At 73.3% G+C, this 17,720-nt stretch carries 17 protein-coding genes; 10 read left to right on the top strand and 7 right to left on the bottom strand.

Annotated elements, in window-relative coordinates:
• Positions 1–894: an ectoine hydroxylase gene (gene thpD, locus ACZ5WC_RS00190; protein WP_096628136.1), complete on the top strand. Its 894-nt coding sequence runs from the start codon at positions 1–3 to the stop codon at positions 892–894.
• A gap of 101 nt (positions 895–995) precedes the next feature.
• Positions 996–2,033, top strand: a complete 1,038-nt coding sequence (locus ACZ5WC_RS00195) for a VOC family protein (RefSeq protein WP_468538507.1) — start codon at positions 996–998, stop codon at positions 2,031–2,033.
• Between the two features lie 139 nt (positions 2,034–2,172).
• On the opposite strand, the gene ACZ5WC_RS00200 is transcribed toward ACZ5WC_RS00195, so the two are convergent.
• The 3 genes from ACZ5WC_RS00200 to ACZ5WC_RS00210 form a co-directional block, all read right to left on the bottom strand.
• A complete protein-coding gene (locus ACZ5WC_RS00200) occupies positions 2,173–3,231 on the bottom strand; it encodes an aminotransferase class V-fold PLP-dependent enzyme (protein ID WP_468538509.1) in 1,059 nt (352 codons plus the stop codon).
• Between the two features lie 107 nt (positions 3,232–3,338).
• Positions 3,339–4,055, bottom strand: a complete 717-nt coding sequence (locus ACZ5WC_RS00205) for a DsbA family oxidoreductase (protein WP_468538510.1) — start codon at positions 4,053–4,055, stop codon at positions 3,339–3,341.
• 126 nt (positions 4,056–4,181) lie between these two features.
• Entirely contained in the window at positions 4,182–5,711 is a 1,530-nt protein-coding gene (locus ACZ5WC_RS00210) for an aldehyde dehydrogenase (NADP(+)) (protein WP_468538512.1), read from the bottom strand.
• Between the two features lie 172 nt (positions 5,712–5,883).
• Between ACZ5WC_RS00210 and ACZ5WC_RS00215 the strand changes: the two genes are divergently transcribed.
• The 8 genes from ACZ5WC_RS00215 to ACZ5WC_RS00250 all read left to right on the top strand — a co-directional run bounded on the left by ACZ5WC_RS00215 (position 5,884) and on the right by ACZ5WC_RS00250 (position 13,839).
• Positions 5,884–6,654 (top strand): IclR family transcriptional regulator, encoded by a 771-nt coding sequence (locus tag ACZ5WC_RS00215; protein ID WP_468538513.1) that lies wholly within the window; start codon positions 5,884–5,886, stop codon positions 6,652–6,654.
• Positions 6,654–7,133 (top strand): GNAT family N-acetyltransferase, encoded by a 480-nt coding sequence (locus ACZ5WC_RS00220; RefSeq protein WP_468538514.1) that lies wholly within the window; start codon positions 6,654–6,656, stop codon positions 7,131–7,133. Before ACZ5WC_RS00215 ends, ACZ5WC_RS00220 begins: the two co-directional genes overlap by 1 nt.
• A 95-nt stretch (positions 7,134–7,228) precedes the next feature.
• On the top strand, positions 7,229–8,344 hold the full coding sequence (locus tag ACZ5WC_RS00225) for a hypothetical protein (protein ID WP_468538516.1): 1,116 nt from the start codon (positions 7,229–7,231) through the stop codon (positions 8,342–8,344).
• Positions 8,341–9,636: a sensor histidine kinase gene (locus ACZ5WC_RS00230; protein WP_468538518.1), complete on the top strand. Its 1,296-nt coding sequence runs from the start codon at positions 8,341–8,343 to the stop codon at positions 9,634–9,636. The genes ACZ5WC_RS00225 and ACZ5WC_RS00230 overlap by 4 nt, the downstream gene beginning before the upstream one ends.
• Positions 9,633–10,295, top strand: a complete 663-nt coding sequence (locus tag ACZ5WC_RS00235) for a response regulator transcription factor (protein WP_468538520.1) — start codon at positions 9,633–9,635, stop codon at positions 10,293–10,295. The genes ACZ5WC_RS00230 and ACZ5WC_RS00235 overlap by 4 nt, the downstream gene beginning before the upstream one ends.
• 89 nt (positions 10,296–10,384) lie before the next feature.
• Positions 10,385–11,836: a peptidoglycan D,D-transpeptidase FtsI family protein gene (locus tag ACZ5WC_RS00240; protein ID WP_468538521.1), complete on the top strand. Its 1,452-nt coding sequence runs from the start codon at positions 10,385–10,387 to the stop codon at positions 11,834–11,836.
• A gap of 472 nt (positions 11,837–12,308) precedes the next feature.
• On the top strand, positions 12,309–12,530 hold the full coding sequence (locus tag ACZ5WC_RS00245) for a hypothetical protein (RefSeq protein ID WP_096628121.1): 222 nt from the start codon (positions 12,309–12,311) through the stop codon (positions 12,528–12,530).
• Positions 12,531–12,624: 94 nt separating this feature from the next.
• The gene (locus ACZ5WC_RS00250; RefSeq protein ID WP_468538522.1) at positions 12,625–13,839 is read left to right on the top strand and encodes a TerD family protein; all 1,215 of its coding nucleotides are present in this window, start codon (positions 12,625–12,627) and stop codon (positions 13,837–13,839) included.
• Between the two features lie 103 nt (positions 13,840–13,942).
• On the opposite strand, the gene ACZ5WC_RS00255 is transcribed toward ACZ5WC_RS00250, so the two are convergent.
• The 4 genes from ACZ5WC_RS00255 to ACZ5WC_RS00270 form a co-directional block, all read right to left on the bottom strand.
• Positions 13,943–14,173: a hypothetical protein gene (locus ACZ5WC_RS00255; protein ID WP_003969918.1), complete on the bottom strand. Its 231-nt coding sequence runs from the start codon at positions 14,171–14,173 to the stop codon at positions 13,943–13,945.
• 358 nt (positions 14,174–14,531) lie between these two features.
• Positions 14,532–16,007: a hypothetical protein gene (locus ACZ5WC_RS00260; RefSeq protein WP_468538523.1), complete on the bottom strand. Its 1,476-nt coding sequence runs from the start codon at positions 16,005–16,007 to the stop codon at positions 14,532–14,534.
• Positions 16,008–16,108: 101 nt separating this feature from the next.
• Positions 16,109–16,834, bottom strand: a complete 726-nt coding sequence (locus ACZ5WC_RS00265; protein ID WP_468538524.1) for an antibiotic biosynthesis monooxygenase — start codon at positions 16,832–16,834, stop codon at positions 16,109–16,111.
• Positions 16,835–16,956: 122 nt separating this feature from the next.
• Positions 16,957–17,628 carry a DUF4232 domain-containing protein gene (locus tag ACZ5WC_RS00270; RefSeq protein ID WP_468538526.1) on the bottom strand — a complete coding sequence of 224 codons (672 nt, stop codon included), beginning with the start codon at positions 17,626–17,628 and terminating at the stop codon, positions 16,957–16,959.
• Between the last annotated feature and the right edge of the window lie 92 nt (positions 17,629–17,720).

The raw sequence follows: 17,720 nt of genomic DNA on the forward strand, positions 1-17,720 counted from the left end.
ATGACCACCGAAGCACGCACCGATCTGTACCCCTCGCGCGGCGCCGCCGAGATGACCACTCCCCGCCAGGACCCGGTCATCTGGTCCGCGCCGGGCGCACCGGGTCCGATCGCCGCCAAGGACCTCCAGGGCTATGAGCAGGACGGATTCCTCACCGTCGACCAGCTCATCACCCCGGACGAGGTCACCGTCTACGAGGCGGAACTGAACCGGCTGGTCTCCGACCCGGCGGTCCGTGCCGACGAGCGCTCGATCATCGAGCCGAAGTCGCAGAGCGTGCGGTCCGTCTTCGAGGTCCACCGGATCAGCGAGGTCTTCGCCGCCCTCGTCCGCGACGAGCGCGTGGTGGGCCGGGCCCGCCAGATCCTCGGCTCGGACGTGTACGTCCACCAGTCCCGGATCAACGTGAAGCCGGGCTTCGGGGCCTCGGGCTTCTACTGGCACTCGGACTTCGAGACCTGGCACGCCGAGGACGGTCTGCCGAACATGCGGACCGTGTCCGTGTCGATCGCGCTGACCGAGAACTACGACACCAACGGCGGGCTGATGATCATGCCCGGTTCGCACAAGTCGTTCCTCGGCTGTGCGGGCGAGACGCCGAAGGACAACTACAAGAAGTCGCTCCAGATGCAGGACGCGGGCACCCCGTCCGACGAGGCGCTGACGAAGATGGCCGACCGCCACGGCATCAGGCTCTTCACGGGCAAGGCGGGTTCGGCGACCTGGTTCGACTGCAACGCCATGCACGGCTCGGGCGACAACATCACCCCGTACCCGCGCAGCAACGTCTTCATCGTGTTCAACAGCGTGGAGAACGCGGCGCAGGAGCCGTTCGCGGCGCCGATCCGCCGCCCCGAGTTCATCGGGGCGCGGGACTTCACCCCGGTGAAGTAGCGGTACGCGCAGCACCACGGGGCCCGGGACGGTACGCCGTCCCGGGCCCCTGCCGCGTAACTCGCTGGACCGGGGCCGGGCGAGGGGAGAGGGTGGCGGCCATGACTTCCCGCATACGCCACATTACGATCGACTGCGCCGACGCCTACGCGCTCGGCGGCTTCTGGGCCCAGGCGCTCGGGGCGCCGATCTCCGACGAAGACTCCCCCGGCGATCCGGAGGCGCTGGTAGAAACGCCCGGCGCGGCGATCCTCTTCGTCCAGGTGGCCGAGAAGAAGCAGTCCAAGAACCGGGTCCATCTGGACATCCAGCCGCAGGACCGCTCCCGGGACGAGGAGGTCGAGCGGCTGCTGGCGCTCGGGGCCACGCTCGTGGGCGACCACCGCAGACCGAACGGGCGGGGGTGGGCCACGCTCGCCGATCCCGAGGGCAACGAGTTCTGTGTGGAATGCGGTGCGGCCGAGCGGGCGGCGCTGAGCGGGACCCGGCTGCCGGTGACCGCCGAGGACGTGACCTCGGCGGTGCGGCTCGCGGTGGACACGCTGGCCGGGGCCCCGGCGGACCGCTGGGACACGCCCGCCGGAACGCTGGAGTGGACCTGCTGGGAGACGGTGGAGCACCTGAGCGACGATCTCTTCGCGTACGCCGTGCAGTTGGGTCCGCGTACGCCTCCGCTGGACGGTGAAGTGCCCTACCGGTGGGCCGCCGACCGGGCGGGCGGCCCGGCCAACGCGGTCTTCGCCGACCGTGCGGCCGGGCCCGCCGGGCTGCTGGCCACGCTGGAGGCGAGCGGGGCGCTGCTGGCCTCGATGGTGCGGACGACGCCGCCCGAGGTGCGCTCGTACCACGGATACGGGATCTCCGATCCGGAGGGGTTCGCCGCGATGGGCGTGGTGGAGACCCTGGTGCACACGCATGACCTGGCCGAGGGCCTGGGGCTCGGGTGGGCACCGCCCGGCGCGCTCTGCGACCGGGTGCTGGCCCGGCTCTTCCCCGACGCCCCGGCGGGCGGCGACCGGTGGACCGTACTGCTGTGGGCCACCGGTCGTGCGGAGCTGCCGGACCACCCGCGCCGCACCTCGTGGCGGTGGGACGGGCGGCCTCCGGCGGAGCGTCGGACCGCGTCCAGCGCCGAGTAGTCGGTGTGGCCCTCGGCGTCGCCGCCGAAGGGGGCGACGGGTCGAGGGGATGCAGGGGGCGCCAGGCGTTGAGCCGGGCGGGCAGGCCCGGGTGGCGCCGGTCACGTGCCGGGGCTGATTCAGGCGTACGCGGAGGGCGTCAGGCCAGGACCTCCAGCACCCGGTCCACGTCTGCCTCGGTGTTGTAGAGATGGCAGGAGATCCGCAGGTTCCCGGCCGGGGCCGAGACCGCGATCCCGGCGGCCACGAGCTCGGCCTGACGGCCGTCGAGGCCCGGCACCGCGACGATCGCCGACTCCCCCGGGACGGCCTGGTGCCCGAGCTTCGCCAGCCCGGTACGCAGCCGGGCCGCGAGCCCGGTGGCGTGCGCGTGGAGGGCGTCGGCGCCGACCTCCGCGAGCAGGGCCAGGGAGTGCTCGGCCCCGTGGTACGAGAGGAAGGCGGGCGGCTCGTCGAAGCCGCGGGCGGTGGGGGCCAGGCGTTCGACCGGGCCGTAGTTGCTGGTCCAGGGCGCGCCCGCGGAGACCCAGCCCGCGAAGAGCGGTGGCAGCGTGTGCTGCGCCTCCTCCGTCACGGTCAGGAACGACGTACCCCGGGGGCAGAGCAGGAACTTGAAGCCGCCGGTGACGGTGTAGTCGTACGCCCCGGCGTCCCACGGGAACCAGCCCGCCGCCTGGGTGGCGTCGAGCAGGGTCCGGGCGCCGTGCGCGGCGGCGGCCGCGCGGACGGCGGCGAGGTCGGCCACCCGGCCGTCGGCCGACTGCACCGCGGAGAAAGCGACGAGCGCGGTGGAGGGTCGGACGGCCGCGGCGAGGTCCGCGAGCGGGGCGTACCGCATGCACAGATCGCCGCGGAGCGCGAAGGGGCTGACCACAGAGGCGAACTCCCCCTCGGGGCAGAGGACTTCGGCCCCGGGCGGCAACGAGGCGGCGACCAGCCCGACATGGACGGTGACCGAACTGCCGGTGGCGACCCGGTCCGGCTGAACCCCGGCGAGCCGGGCGAAGCCCACCCGCGCGGCTTCCACCGCCTCGAAGCCGCCCGCCCCCACCCGCCGCCCGGCGGCGTTCTCGTCGGCGAGGGCCTTGACGGCGGCGATCGTCCGCCGGGGCAGCAGACCCCAGCTGGAGGTGTTGAGGTAGGTGACCTCGGGGGCGAACTCGGCGGCGGCCACTCGGCTGAGCGAAGAGATCGTCATGCGCTCAGCCTGGAGCCCCCTCAACCCAAAGTCAATTGACAGAATTAAAGGGGGCCACCCAAGTCATGCTTATGGATGGAACTCCGTGCGGACGGCCAGGGGGTGGCTCAGCTGCCCCGAACCTCACAGACGCCGTCCGCGTCACAGGCCGCCGCGTCCCCGCCGACGGCGGTCAGCCCGGTGTCCGGGCGGTCCTTCCAGGCCTGCTCCAGCGCCTGGACGAAGACCTCGGACGGCTGGCCGCCGGAGATCCCGTAGCGCCGGTCCAGCACGAAGAACGGCACGGCGTTGGCTCCCAGTTCGGCCGCCTCGCGCTCGTCGGTGCGGACCTCGTCGGCGTACGCCCCGGGGTCGGCGAGCACCGCGCGGGCCTCGCCGGCGTCGAGTCCGGCCTCCACGGCGAGGGCGAGCAGCACCTCGTCGTCGAAGACGGAACGCTCCTCGGCGAAGTTCGCCCGGTAGGCGAGGGTCAGCAGCTCGTCCTGACGGCCCCGGGCCTTGGCCAGGTGCAGCAGCCGGTGGATGTCGAAGGTGCTGCCGTGGTCACGGCCCTCGGTGCGGTAGCCGAGCCCCTCGGACCGTGCGCTGGCCGCGACGTCCGCCTCCATCGCGGCGGCTTCCTCGCGGGTGCGGCCGTACTTCTCGGCCAGCATGTCGATCACCGGCGCGGTGTCGCCCTTGGCCCTGCCGGGGTCGAGCTCGAAGGAGCGGTGCACGACCTCCACCTCGTCCCGGTGGGCGAACTCGGCGAGGCCCTTCTCGAAGCGGGCCTTGCCGATGTAGCACCAGGGACAGGCGATGTCCGACCAGATCTCGACGCGCATGACTCTTCTTCTCTCCAGGGCTCGTGGGGGGGGCGGAGGGACCCTCCGCTGATCGGGTCACCGGTGCGAACACCGGACCGCACCAGGTGATTCCCGCACCGCCCGCTCCTCCCGCGCCCCCCGGCGTCAGACGCGGCCCCCGTCCACCCGGCGGGGCAGCCCCAGGGGGTTGGCCTCGCGCAGTTCCGGCGGGAGGAGCGCTTCGGGGGTGGACTGGAACGCGACCGGGCGCAGCCAGCGTTCGATCGCCGTGGCGCCGACCGAGGTGGCGGTGGACGTGGTCGCCGGGTAGGGGCCGCCGTGGTGCTGGGCGGGGGCGACGGCCACGCCGGTCGGCCAGCCGTTGACCAGGATGCGGCCCGCGAGCGGGGTGAGGGCGGCGAGGAGGCGGGCCGCGTCGGGGTCGGGGGCTTCGGTCGCGGTGTGGAGGGTGGCGGTGAGGTTCCCGGGGAGGCGGGCGAGGACGGCGGCGACCTCGCCCCCGGAGGCGTACCGGGCGATCACGGTGACCGGGCCGAAGCACTCCTCCAGCAGTGCGTCGTGCGGGCCCTCCGCGGTCAGCCGCGCGGCCGGAACGGTGAGGAATCCGGCGGAGACGGTGTGCTCCCCGCCCGCACCGGGGGTGACGGGGGCCTCGACCTCCGGAAGCGCGGCCCGTTCGCGTACGCCGGTGACGAAGGCGTCCCGGATGCGGTGGTCGAGCATCACGCCGGAGCCGGTGGAGCTGACCGTCTCGGTGAGGGTCTTCAGCAGCCGGTCGCCCGCCGCGCCCTCGGGGACCAGGACGAAGCCGGGCTTGGTGCAGAACTGGCCGACGCCCAGGGTCATCGAGCCGCCGAGCCCGGTGCCGATCCGCTCGGCGCGCTCGGCGGCGGCCGCCCCGGTGACGACGACCGGGTTGAGGGAGCCGAGTTCGCCGTGGAAGGGGATGGGGTCGGGGCGGGCGGCGGCCGCGTCGAACAGGGCCCGGCCGCCGCGCACCGATCCGGTGAAACCGGCCGCGCTCACGAGCGGGTGGCGGATCAGCCCGACGCCCGCGGCGAAGCCGTGCACCAGGGTCAGCACGTCCTCGGGCAGCCCGGCGCGGGCGGCGGCGCGGCGCAGGACCGAGGCACAGAGTTCGGAGGTCGCCGGGTGGCCGGGGTGCGCCTTGACGACGACCGGGCAGCCCGCGGCGAGCGCGCTGGCCGTGTCGCCGCCGGGGACGGAGAAGGCGAGCGGGAAGTTACCGGCCGCGAAGACGGCGACGACCCCGAGAGGGACCTTGTAGCGGCGCAGGTCGGGCCAGGGCGGGGTGCGGGCGGGGTCCTCGTGGTCGATGTGGACGTCGAGGTAGGCGCCTTCGTCGACAACCTCCGCGAAGGCCCGCAACTGGGCGGCGGTGCGCGCCAGTTCACCGGTGAGGCGGGCCGGGCCGAGAGCGGTCTCCGCGTCGGCGGCCTCGATGATGTGCTCGCCGGACTCCTCCAGCAGCTCCGCCGCCGCTCGCAGGAACGCGGCACGGGCCGTCCGGTCGGCGAGGGCGTCGCCGGTGGCACGGGCCGCCCGGACCGCGCGGTCGACCTCCTCGGCGGTGGCCTCCACGGCAACCTGCTCGCGTGGGTTCCCGGTCCGGGGGTCGACGCTCCAGACTGGTGCTGCGCTCGCTGTGCTCACCGTGTTCCTCCCGGTCCTGGGCCGCACACCAGGAACGTTCGGTATTCTGAACAGAGTTCCTGGTCGTGAATGTGCTGGGACTCTATTTCCGGGCGTTCCGTGTTGGCAATCGTCCGTGCCGCCCGTCGTGGCGGCAGCCGTGGTGACGAGCTTTTCGAAGGGGGCGAGGGCGATGCCGGTCGCCGAGTCCGGTGGAGCGCAGGTCAAGTCCGCGGTGCGGACGGTGGAGCTCCTCGAATACTTCGCGGGGCGGCCCGGCATGCACTCGCTCGCCGCCGTGCAGGAGGCCGTCGGCTATCCCAAGTCCAGCCTCTACATGCTGCTGCGCACCCTGGTCGAGCTGGGCTGGGTGGAGACGGACGCGACGGGCACGCGGTACGGGATCGGGGTGCGGGCCCTGCTGGTGGGCACCTCGTACATCGACGGCGACGAGGTCGTGGCCGCCGCCCGGCCCACCCTGGACCGGCTCTCCGACGACACCACGGAGACCATCCACCTGGCCCGCCTCGACGGCACGAACGTGGTCTACCTCGCCACCCGCCAGTCCCAGCACTATCTGCGCCCCTTCACCCGGGTCGGCCGCAGGCTGCCCGCCCACTCCACCTCGCTCGGCAAGGCGCTGCTGGCCACCCACAGCGACGAGCAGGTCCGCAAGATGCTGCCCGAGACGCTGCCCGCGCTGACCGAACACACCATCACCGACCGCGAGAAGCTGATCGAGGAGCTCCACCTGGTCCGTGAGCAGGGCTACGCGGTCGACCGCGAGGAGAACACCGTCGGCCTGCGCTGCTTCGGCGTGGCGATCCCCTACCGGACGCCCGCGCGCGACGCGGTCAGCTGCTCGGTGCCGGTCGCCCGGCTCACCCCCGGGCACGAACAGACGGTCAAGGATGCCCTGTTCGACGCCCGGGACCGGCTCGCGCTCGCCACCCGGAGGCTCTGATGGCCGAGATCTCCCTGCGCCCGGTGGAGGACGGCGACCTGCCGCTGTTCTTCGCCTGGATGAGCGACCCCGCGGCCGCCCGCGTCGCCGCGTTCACCCCGCAGGACCCCACCGACCGCGCCGCCTTCGACGCCCACTGGGCGCGCATCCGTTCCGGGGCCACGGGAGTGACGATGCGTACGGTCGTGGCCGACGGTGCGGTGGTGGGCCATGTCGGGGCGTACGGCGCCGACGACGACCTGCAGGTCACGTACTGGATCGGCCGTGCCCACTGGGGCCGGGGACTGGCGACCGCCGCCCTGCGGGCGTTCCTCGACGAGACGCCCACGCGCCCGCTGTACGCGCGGGCCGCGGCCGACAACCTCGGCTCGCGCCGGGTGCTGGAGAAGTGCGGCTTCGTGGTGACCGGCACGGACCGCGGGTTCGCCCGGGCCCGGGGCGAGGAGATCGACGAGGTGCTGGTGACGCTCCAGGGATAGGGCTGGGGCCGGGGAGGCTCTCTCCCCCGGATGGCGGAGGCGGATCGTCACCGGGCAGGACGTGCGGGGCACGGCCGGCGCGGGAGCGTGGAGCCATGACAGCGAACCAGCCCTCCACGGCGCCCCCTCCCGCCCCGCACCGCGCCGGGACGGGCAGGACACCCTCGTACCGCACCGCACCGCCCGAGACGCCCCCGCACCGCATCAGCAGGGCGCGGGTCGTGCTCCGGGCGGTCGCCATCGTGTCCTGTCTGCCCTACATCGCGCTCAAGATCGCTTGGATGGCGGGCAGTCAGCTCGGTATCCCGGACGGCAGCACGCTCCTCGACGGCGGCACCGCGCTGCGCGTCGTCAACGGGGCCACCGTACTGATGGACGGCGCCGTCATATTCCTCGCTCTGCTGCTCACCCGGCCCTGGGGCAAGCGGGTGCCCGCCTGGCTGCTGGTGCTGCCGATGTGGGTGGCGAGCGGTCTGCTGCTGCCGATCATGACGGGCTTCCCGGTCCAGATGGCCGTTCGGCTCTTCGGCGGTGGCGACGGGCGGCCGGGCGGCGAGGGGAACTCCGAGGCGTTTCTGGACCCGTGGGTCTACGGTGTCGTCTACGGCGGCTTCATCGTCCAGGGCCTCGCCCTCGGCAGCCTCTTCGCGCTGTACGCCAGGGAACGCTGGGGCCATCTGTGGCAGGGGAGGCTGCGGGATCTGCCGGACGGCCCGACGACGCCCGCCCTGCGCGCGACCGCTGTCGCCGTCGCTCTGGCGGCCCTTCTCCCCGGCGTCACGCACCTGTTGTGGGTCTCCGGTTCGACCATCGGGCTCAACCCGGGCCGGGCCGAGGCCCGCACCAGCGAGTTCTACGTCATGGAAGCCGTCAGCCTGCTCTTCGTGGTGGCCACCGTCGTCGGGGTGCTCCTGCTCGCCTTCCGGCGTACCGGCCGCCTCTCCCTGCGGCTGCCGCTCGTCCTGGCCTGGGCCGGTTCGTCGGCGACGGCCAGCTGGGGCGGCTGGTTGAGCGTCGCCGGGCTGATCGGCGCGGGCGAAGCGGCGGACCGGCCGATGCCGGCGACGACGACGGCATACGCTGTGCAGATGCTGGCCGGGGCGCTCGTCATGACACTTGGCGCGTACTTCTTCGCGGAGCGCGCGGCGGCTTCCGCGCTGCCCGGGGCCGCCGACGCCCCTGCCCCGTCGTCCGACAGCCGGGTGTCATGAGGGCGGTCGCCCCGCTGTTCGGCCGGCGGGCGCGGCTGCGCTGGCTGCATCTGATCATCGGCGGCGCGCTGCTGATGCCGTACTTCCTGGTCGGCACGGTCCTGGTCGGCATGGTGAGCGGTGGGGAACAGCTCTTCTCCTCGCTGCCCGCCCAGTTCGCCGCATTCGCCCTCGCCCTGCCGATGGCGGCGGTCACCGGCTTCTTCGCCCTGGTGCGGCCGCTGTCCGTGGCCGCCGCCCGCGCCCTGTGCGGGGTCCCGCCCGCCCTGCTGGCCGACGGGCCCGCCCGGACCCGGCAGGCCCGGGTGCGTGCGGCCGGCTGGTACACCCTGCATCTGGCGCTCGGCGGGATCGTCAGCGGGATCACGCTGGCACTGCCGCCGTTCGCGGTGACGGTGGCCGCCCTGCCGTTCTTCGCGGGGCTGCGCGAAACCTGGATGTACGGCGGGCCCGATGCGCTGCGGGAGCCGTGGGCCCTGGCCTTCGCGCCGCTCGCCGGGCTCGCGATGCTGGTGGCGATGGCGCTGGTCGCGGCGGCGGCCGGGGAGCTGCTGGCCCGGCAGGCCCCGGCTCTGCTCGGGCCGACCCCCGAGGACCGGCTCGCCGCCGCCGAGCGCCGGGCCGCGGACCTGGCGGTGCGCAACCGGCTCGCCCGCGAGCTGCACGACTCGGTGGGCCACGCGCTGAGCGCCGTGACCCTTCAGGCGGGAGCGGCGCGCCGGGTCCTGGACCGCGATCCGGAGTTCGTCCGCGAGGCGCTGACCGCCATCGAGGAGACGACACGGCGGACGGTCGGCGAGCTGGACTCGGTGCTGGGGCTGCTGCGGCGGGACGGAGAGCCGGACGAGGGCGGGGAAGCGGCTCACGGGCCGGGGCTGGACGCGCTCGACGGGCTGCTGGCGCACTGCGGGCTACCGGTGGCGTACGAGCGGGAGGGCGATCCCGGTGACCCGGACAACGTGGACCCGGCGGTCTCGCGGGAGGCGTACCGGATCGTCCAGGAGGGGCTGAGCAACGCCCTGCGGCACGGCGGGGGCGGCCCGTCCCCCGTGCGGCTGCTGATCGCGGTACGGGAGAGGGAGCTGGAGATCGTGATGGAGAACCCGGTGGGCGAGCGGCCCGCCGTTGTACGGCCCGGAGGCGGCCGCGGGCTGCGCGGCATCGCGGAGCGGGCCGTCCTGCTGGGGGGCCGGACCGAAGCGGGACCGTACGACGGTGGCTGGCGGCTGACCGCCCGGCTGCCTCTGACGGCCGGGCGTACGACCGACGGGCATGCGGAGGAACAGCGATGAGCGGGGCTCCGGTACGGGTGGTGCTCGCGGACGACGAGCGGATGGTGCGTACGGCGCTGCGCGCGATCCTGGACGCCGAGGAGGGCATCGAGGTCGTCGGGGAGGCCACCACCGGTGCGGAGGCCGTCTCCGTGGTGCGGGAGCTGCGGCCCGACGTGGTGCTGATGGACGTGCGGATGCCGGAGATCGACGGCATCCGGGCCACCCAGCAGATCCTCGCCACGCTGGAGGACCCGCCGAGGATCGTCGTCGTGACGACCTTCGAGAACGACGCGTACGTGTACGAGGCCCTGCACGCCGGAGCGGCCGGGTTCCTGCTGAAGCGGGTGGCGGCCGAGGAACTGGTGCAGGCGGTGCGCCTGGTGGCGTGCGGCGACTCGCTCCTCTACCCGGCGGCGGTACGCACGCTGGCCGCCGAGCACGCCGCGCGGCAGGCGCCCGGGGCCCCGGCGTGGGTGGCGAGGCTGACCGGGCGGGAGGCGGACGTGCTGCGGCTGATGGCGGCGGGGCTGACCAACGCGGAGATCGCGGAGCAGCTCGCGGTGGGCCCGGCGACGGCGAAGACCCATGTGGCGTCGGTCCTCGCGAAGACCGACGCCCGGGACCGTACACAGGCGGTCATCGCGGCGTACGAGTCCGGCTTCATCACCCCGGGCTGAGCCGCGGCCCCCGTGCACCGCGTGAGAAATCGGTGAGAAGGGGCACGTGGGGGAACGGCCGGAACCGACCCGCTCGTCCCTCCAACGGGATGAACAAGACAATCAGGCGCGCTTCGGTCTTCTGCCTGCTCATGGTGCTCGCCCTGCTGGTGCGGGCGACATGGGTGCAGGGCTACCGGGCCAAGGCGCTCGCAGACGACGAGCACAACCGGCGGAACACCATCGCGCAGTACGCGCAGCCGCTCGGGGACATCATCGTGGCCGGTTCGCCGGTCACCGGATCGAAGGGGACCAGTGGCGGCGACCTCCGGTACAAGAGGACCTACCCGCAGGGCGAGCTCTATGCGGCCGTGACGGGCTACAGCTCGCAGGCGTACGGCGCGACCCAGCTCGAAGGCATCTACAGCGATGTCCTGGACGGCACGGACGACCGCCTGAAGAACCCCAAGGACCTGCTCACCGGCGAGCAGGCCACCCCGGGCAACGTCCTGACCACCATCGACCCGGGCGTCCAGAAGGCGGCCTACGAGGCACTCGGCGACGACAAGGGCGCGGCGGTCGCCATCGACCCGAAGACCGGGCGCATCCTGGGCATGGTCTCCACACCCTCGTACGACCCCTCGACGATCAGCGGTACGGGAGACGGCGACGCCTGGAAGAAGCTGCTGGACGACCCGGACAAGCCGCTGGTCAACCGGGCACTGCGGCAGCCGCTGGCGCCGGGCTCGACGTTCAAGCTGGTGGTCGCGGCGGCGGCGCTGGAGAACGGGCTGTACGGCTCGGTCGACGAGGCGACCAGGAGCCCCGACCCGTACACCCTGCCCGGCACCACCACCGTCCTCCGCAACGAGAACGCCTCCGCCCCCTGCGAGAACGCGACCCTGCGCACCGCGCTCCGCTACTCCTGCAACAACGTCTTCGCGAAGGCGGCCGCCGACCTCGGCCAGAACAAGGTCAAGGAGATGGCCGACGCGTTCGGGTTCGGCACCGAGAAGCTGGACGTCCCGGTGCGGGCCGCGAAGAGCGTCTACCCGACCGGTATGGACAAGGCACAGACAGCGCTGACGGGCATCGGCCAGTTCGAGGTCACCGCGACCCCGCTCCAGATGGCGATGGTCACCTCGGCCCTGGCCAACGGCGGTGAGCTGGCCGCCCCGCACATGGTGTCCCAGGTGACGGACGGGGACGGCACCGTACTGGAGGAGACCGGCGACGGCGACACGAAGCGCGTGGTGAAGGAGTCGACCGCCGAGCAGCTGCGCAGTGCGATGGTGACGGTCGTCGAGGAGGGCACCGGCACCAACGCCCGGATTCCCGGAGCCGAGGTCGGCGGGAAGACGGGGACCGCGCAGAACGGCGTGGACAACAGCAACACCCCGTACGCCTGGTTCACCTCGTACGCGAAGGACGACCGCAGCGGCGAGGAGGTCGCGGTCGCGGTGGTCGTCGAGGACTCCGGCTCGGCGCGCTCCGAGGTGAGCGGCAACGGTCTGGCCGCACCGATCGCGCAGAAGATGATGAAGGCGGCGCTGGAGCGGTGAAGGCAACGGGTACGGGGGCCGGCGGCCGGGGCGCACCGGCCCCCGTACCCGTCCCCGTGCCGCTGCTTCACACCGAGCAGCAGCTCGAAGCGACCGGGCCGGTCGCGAAGCGGCTCCCGAGACCCCCTCCCGGCGCCTCTTAACGCCTCCCAGGGCATCAGTTCCCCGGGGCATCCGTTCCTGGGGCATCCGTTCCTGGGGCATCCGCCCGATGCCGCTGGACCGCCTTACTCCGCAACATGAACCACACACGGCCCGCGGCCTGCGCCGCACGGCGCGGGCGCGGAGCACGGGGACGGAGGGAGCGGGGGCATGGGCGGTCCGGCGGTGGTGCGGGCCTTGCGGGACCGGACGGCGGCGCGTTGTCTGAAGCTGATCGCCCCGCTGGCGGGCGCGGGGCTGGAGGCCCGCGAAAGGGCGGCCGGCGGAAAACGGCGCGACGCGGGCACGTCCGGGCGGGCACGATACGGGCATGCCGAGACCTTCCGGATTCCAGTACGAACAGCACGGCGACTCCTCCGTCACCATCACCCACCACGGCCGCCCGGCGGGAACCCTGCGCGGCAGCCGCGCGGAGAAGTTCCTGGCCGAGGTGGTGTCCGGCGACGCGCAGCTGGTGATGGCGCGCTGGACCGGCGCGTACAAGCACGGCAACGAGCGCATGGCCCGCAACCACCCGCGCAATCGCCGCTGAGACGTGAGGGGGACGCCGAGAGGCGGGGAGGCGCTCGGGGAGTGAGGGAGAAAGGTAAGGGAACGGCAAAGCCGGGTCGTTCGTTACCCCCTGCATGACCGCAATGACCCCCGGCTCGAACATCCCTCTCTCCGCCGCCCGCGTGGCGGTGGACGTCGCCGCTCCGGTGCGGCTCGACGTTTCGGGCCTGCTGCTCACCGCCGACGGCAAGGTGCGCTCCGACGACGACTTCATCTTCTACAACCAGCCCTCGGGCCCGGGTGTGACCTACCGCGCAGGCGGGGGCTCCGCGCCCGACGCGATCGTGGTGGACACCACCGCCGTTCCGCCCGGCATCGAGAAGATCGTCGTGACCGCGAGCCCGGACGCCGCGGGCCAGACCTTCCAGGGCATCGAGCCCACCGCCACCGTGCGCAACGCGGACGACGGCAGTGCGCTCGCCACCTTCACCCCGCCGCCGCTGAGCACCGAGACGGCGCTCGTGGTCATCGAGGTCTACCGCCGCAACGGAGCCTGGAAGGCCCGCGCGGTCGGCCAGGGCTACGCCAACGGCCTGGCCGGGATCGCCACGGACTTCGGCGTCTCGGTCGAGGAGCCCGAAGCCCCCGCCGCCGCGCCGGTCCCGGCGGCCGCCGCCCCGCCCGCGCCGGTCGCCGCCCCCGTCGACCCGCGCATCGCGCCGCCCGCGCCCCCGGCTCCCCCGGTGGCGCCCGCCGCGCCCGTGGGCACCGGGAAGATCAACCTGGACAAGGGCCGGGTCAGCCTCCAGAAGAACCAGACCGTGTCGCTGGTCAAGGGCGGCGCACCGCTGCTCTCGCGGGTCAGGATGGGCCTGGGCTGGGAGCCCGCGTTCCGGGGCAAGGACATCGACCTGGACGCGTCGGTGATCGCCTACGGCCCCAACCGCAATCACCTGGACAGCTGCTACTTCGGCCGGCTCACCATTCTGAACGGGGCGATCAAGCACTCCGGCGACAACCTCACCGGTGAGGGCGCGGGCGACGACGAGACGATCGTCGTGGACCTGGGCCGGATGCCCGCCGAGGCGACGGGCCTGGTCTTCACGGTGAATTCGTTCACCGGCCAGAAGTTCAACGAGGTCGCCAAGGCCTACTGCCGTCTGCTCGACGACGCGACGGGCGAGGAGCTGGTCCGCTTCGACCTGACCGGCGCCGAACCGCAGACTGGCGTGATGATGGCCAAGCTCATCAAGCAGTTCACCGGTGAGTGGGAAATGACCGCGATGGGTGATTTCGTGAAGTCGCGCACGGTGCGCGGCATGGTGAAGCCCGCCGCCCAGGCCCTCTAGCGCCTGCCCGCCCCCTCCGCTCCAACGGAGTCCGGGGCGCCCGAAGTGATTCAGGCGCCCCGGATCCGCAGAGGGCAGCGGCTGCTCGCGCTCGTCTCGCGACTCAGAGCTTGGTCAGCTTGGAGTACGGGCTCAGGATCCTTCCCTGTCGCCCCGAGAAGTCGATGAGGACTGCGTCGTTGTCGCCCTCGACAGCAAGAATCCTGCCGAGCCCGAACTGGTCGTGCGACACCCTGTCGCCCACATCGAAGCATTCGACCGGTGGGGCCTCCTGGGCCGGGCGGTTGAAGGGACTGGAAGGCAGGTGACGCCGGGATCCGGCTGACTGTTTCATTACGTCGAGTATGCGCCCTGCGAAGGCCCGACGCCATGCCCGCCCGCTCCCGGGGTCCTAGACGTACCGCATTCGTAATCCGCGTTCATCGGGTCCGGTCAGCGCTTGCTGCCGCTCCCAGCAGCGGAATCAGGCGGAACACGGGGGCGGGGCGCCGGTTCGAAAAGCCCCCCGAACGTGTGGCGTTTCCTCTCCCCCGACGAGCCACGGTCGAACCCCCGACGGACCATGGTCGAACCGGCGGACCGGCGGACCGGCGGACCATGGTCGAACCGGCGGTCGACCCGACGATCAACGCGGCACCCGCGCGCGCGACGCCCCGGCGTCCCGGGGCGTCGCGTGCGCGGGTGCGCCCCGTCTAGCCGCCCGCGCGCGAGCGGGCCTTGAAGGCGGCCTTCCGGGCCTCCTTGGCGGCCTTCTTGTCGCTGTGCAGCCGCCCCATGGCCTCCAGGACGTCGGCGGTGGCCGGGTGGTCGACGCGCCAGACCTCGTCGAAGAAGCCGCTGTGCTGCGCGGCGAGCCCCTCGACCAGGCCCTGGAGTTCGTCCAGCTCGCCGTCCGTGTCCAGCTGGGCGGCGATGGTGTCGATGGCCAGCCAGAAGATCATGGCCTCCGGCGGGGCGGGGACATCGGCCGCACCCCGCTCCGCGAGCCAGACGCGGGCCAGGCCGCCCAGCTCGGGGTCGCCCAGCACCGCGCGTACGGCGGGCTCCGCCTCGGGCCCGGCCAGGGCGAGGGCCTGCTGGCAGTGGAGGCGGCGCAGCGGGGCGCCCTCGTCCGTGCCGCGTGCGGCGGCCAGCAGCTCGGCGGCGGCCGATACCGCGCCCTCGGGGCCGTACCCCGCGAGCCAGAGCTTGACCTCGGCGCGGGCGGCGGACTCCGGGTAGTGGGCGATGCCGTCGAGGAGGACGTCGGCGCCCTTGCCCGCGAGGTCGCCGACGGCGGGGGCGTCGATCCCGGCCTCCAGCATCCGGGCCCGGATGCCGTAGAGGCCGAGGGGGGTGAGCTTGACCATGCCGTACCGGGTGACGTCCTCCTCGTCGGCCCCGGCGGCGTCCACCGGCGCGTCGCCCTCCTCGACCATCAACGCCTCGTCCACCGGCCGGTACTCGACGATCCCGATGGGTTCGAGCAGCCGGAACTGGTCGTCGAGGCGCATCATCGCCTCCGACACCTGCTCCAGGATGTCGTCGGTGGGCTCGCCCATGTCGTCGGGGACGATCATCGACGCGGCGAGGGCGGGCAGCGGCACCGGCCCGTCGCCCGCGCCGTTGTCCGCGAGGGTGAGCAGGTAGAGGTTGCCGAGGACGCCGTCGAGGAACTCCGCCTCGGCCTCCGGGTCCCAGTCCAGGGCGTCGAAGTCGATCGAGCCGTCCTCTCCGACGAGATCGGCGAAGTCGTCCAGGACGGGCGCGGTGGCGTCGGCGTGCACGACGTCCAGCCCGTCGAGCCAGATGCCGAGGACGTCCTGCGGGGAGCCGCCGGTGAGCAGCGCCAGATTCTCCCCCGCGGCGGCAGTGCCCTCGCCGTCGCCGTCCTCGGCACCCTCCTCCTCGGGGTCGGTGACGTCGAGGAGCCCGGTGTCCACGGCGAGCCGCCAGGCCTCACTGGCGTACGCGGCACCGTCCTCGTCGGCCGGGAGCCCGAGGTGTTCGGCGGCGGCGGGGAGCTGCGCCTCGACGAGCTCGCCACCGGCGCCGACGCGGGTGTCCGGCCCGGCCCAGCGGGCGAGCCGGACGGCACGGACGAACAGCGGAGCGGCGAGCGCGTCCCGTGCCAGTTCGGCCTCGGGGTTCAGCCGCACCGGCGGCAGGGAGGGACGCTCTGCGGACATCGGGGGTTCTCCTCGGTGCGTGCTCGGGGGCATACGGAGTGCGTACGCGGTTCAGCCGCCCAAGCCTAGACGCATTTGGCCGTCCGCCGCCCGGCGCGCTGCTACGCGCCCGCGCCCGGCTCCAGGCTGAGCGCGGGGGTGTAGCGGTTCACGCCTCCGCCGGTGACACCCGGGTACTTCTGGACGCGCTCCCACAGCGGTGACGGGGAGCCGACGCCCTCGCCGGGTGCGGCGAGGGCCGCGATGTGGTGCTCGGCGGTCTCCCACTCGGCGTAGTTGAGGACCCGGGTGCCGTCGGTGCTGACGTGGAAGTGCGCGGCGATGCCGCCCTCGGGCGTCCGGATGTCGTCGCCCAGCGCCTCGAACACCGCGTCCACCCAGTCGCGTTGCCGGGCCGGGCCGGGCCCGTCGAACTCGACGTCCACGATGACGACGCACCCCGGCTCCCGGGTGTCGCCCTCGGCCCGGAGCCCGGAGCGGTACATCGCGTACGTGTGCAGCCCGATCCGCCGGATGCCGGGGACGGCGGCGTCGATGTCGGCGTTGCGGGCGTCGCGCTCCTCCCGTACGAAGTCCTGGTAGGCCTGCTCGCCCGTCCACTGGGAGTAGTGCAGCAGGGTCGCGCCGTCCTCGCCCGTGTACACGCTGTACGACAACAGCCCGGGGTGCGGCCACTTGCGGCTGCCCCACGTCTCCCGGATGGCGTCCACCGCCTCCCGCTGCAGCCTCGGTGTACCGACGTCCCAGGTACTGGCCTTGACGATCCCGGCGTCGGCGCGGGCCGGGTCGGGCCGGTCGGTGATGTGCGTGGCCTTGACAGTGGTCATGGCGGTGCTCCCCTCTCCCGCCGCGGCTGTGCGCCGCGGCACTGCCCCCCACCGTCACACCTCAAGTCGCCTTGAGGTCAAGGCGCTTCGCCCCTGCGGACGCGCCCGCCGAACTTTCCGCCTCAGGTGGTGAGTTCGGTGCGCCAGGCCGTCGTGTTGAGTTCGTCCATCAGCCGGATGTCGTGGCCCTCCAGCGGGAAGACCCGCACGGGGAGGCCGGGGGCGGCGGAGACGGCCAGGGCGTCGCCCTCGATGAGGTCACCGCCCTCGGGGGTGGAGACCCAGGCGAGGATCGACTTCACGGTGAGCCCGGGGTCCAGGAGAAGTTTCCTGGGGCCGGGGTCGCTGCCGAAGTGCGAGCCGTCCTCGTTGACCTTGACGGGGAGGGGGCGGCCGTCCTCGGCGAGGGCCTGGACCCACGGGTAGCCGTCGACCTCGTACGGCTTGCGGCCGCAGTTGGTGAGGGTGAGGACGACGGCCCGGTGCATCATCGCGGCCTCCACCGGGCCCATGTCCACGACGACCCCGGAGGCGGGGCACCTGCCGGGCGGGGCGGACGTCGGGGCGGTCCCGGCCGGGGCGCCCCGGCCCGGCGCGTCCGCTCCCGGGGCGGGAGTTGGGGGCGGCGTCCGGGCGTGGACGCCGCCCGGACGGGACGCGGAGGCGGACGGGGTGGGGTCGGGTTCGCCCTCTCCGGCCGGGACGAGGAAGCCGGAGCAGCCGGTCAGCGTCAGGAGCGCCGCCGCGGGCAGGACGGCCGAGGCCCGTCTCCGTATCCGTACGCGCTCGCCCATGGTGTCCGCCCCTCGCCGCAGCCGTCGTCTGTGCGTTCGATCATGGCAGAGGGCGGAGGCCCGTAAGGACTGTTCAGCTCTCCTTGCCTATT

Source organism: Streptomyces sp. NPDC033165, assembly GCF_055577965.1.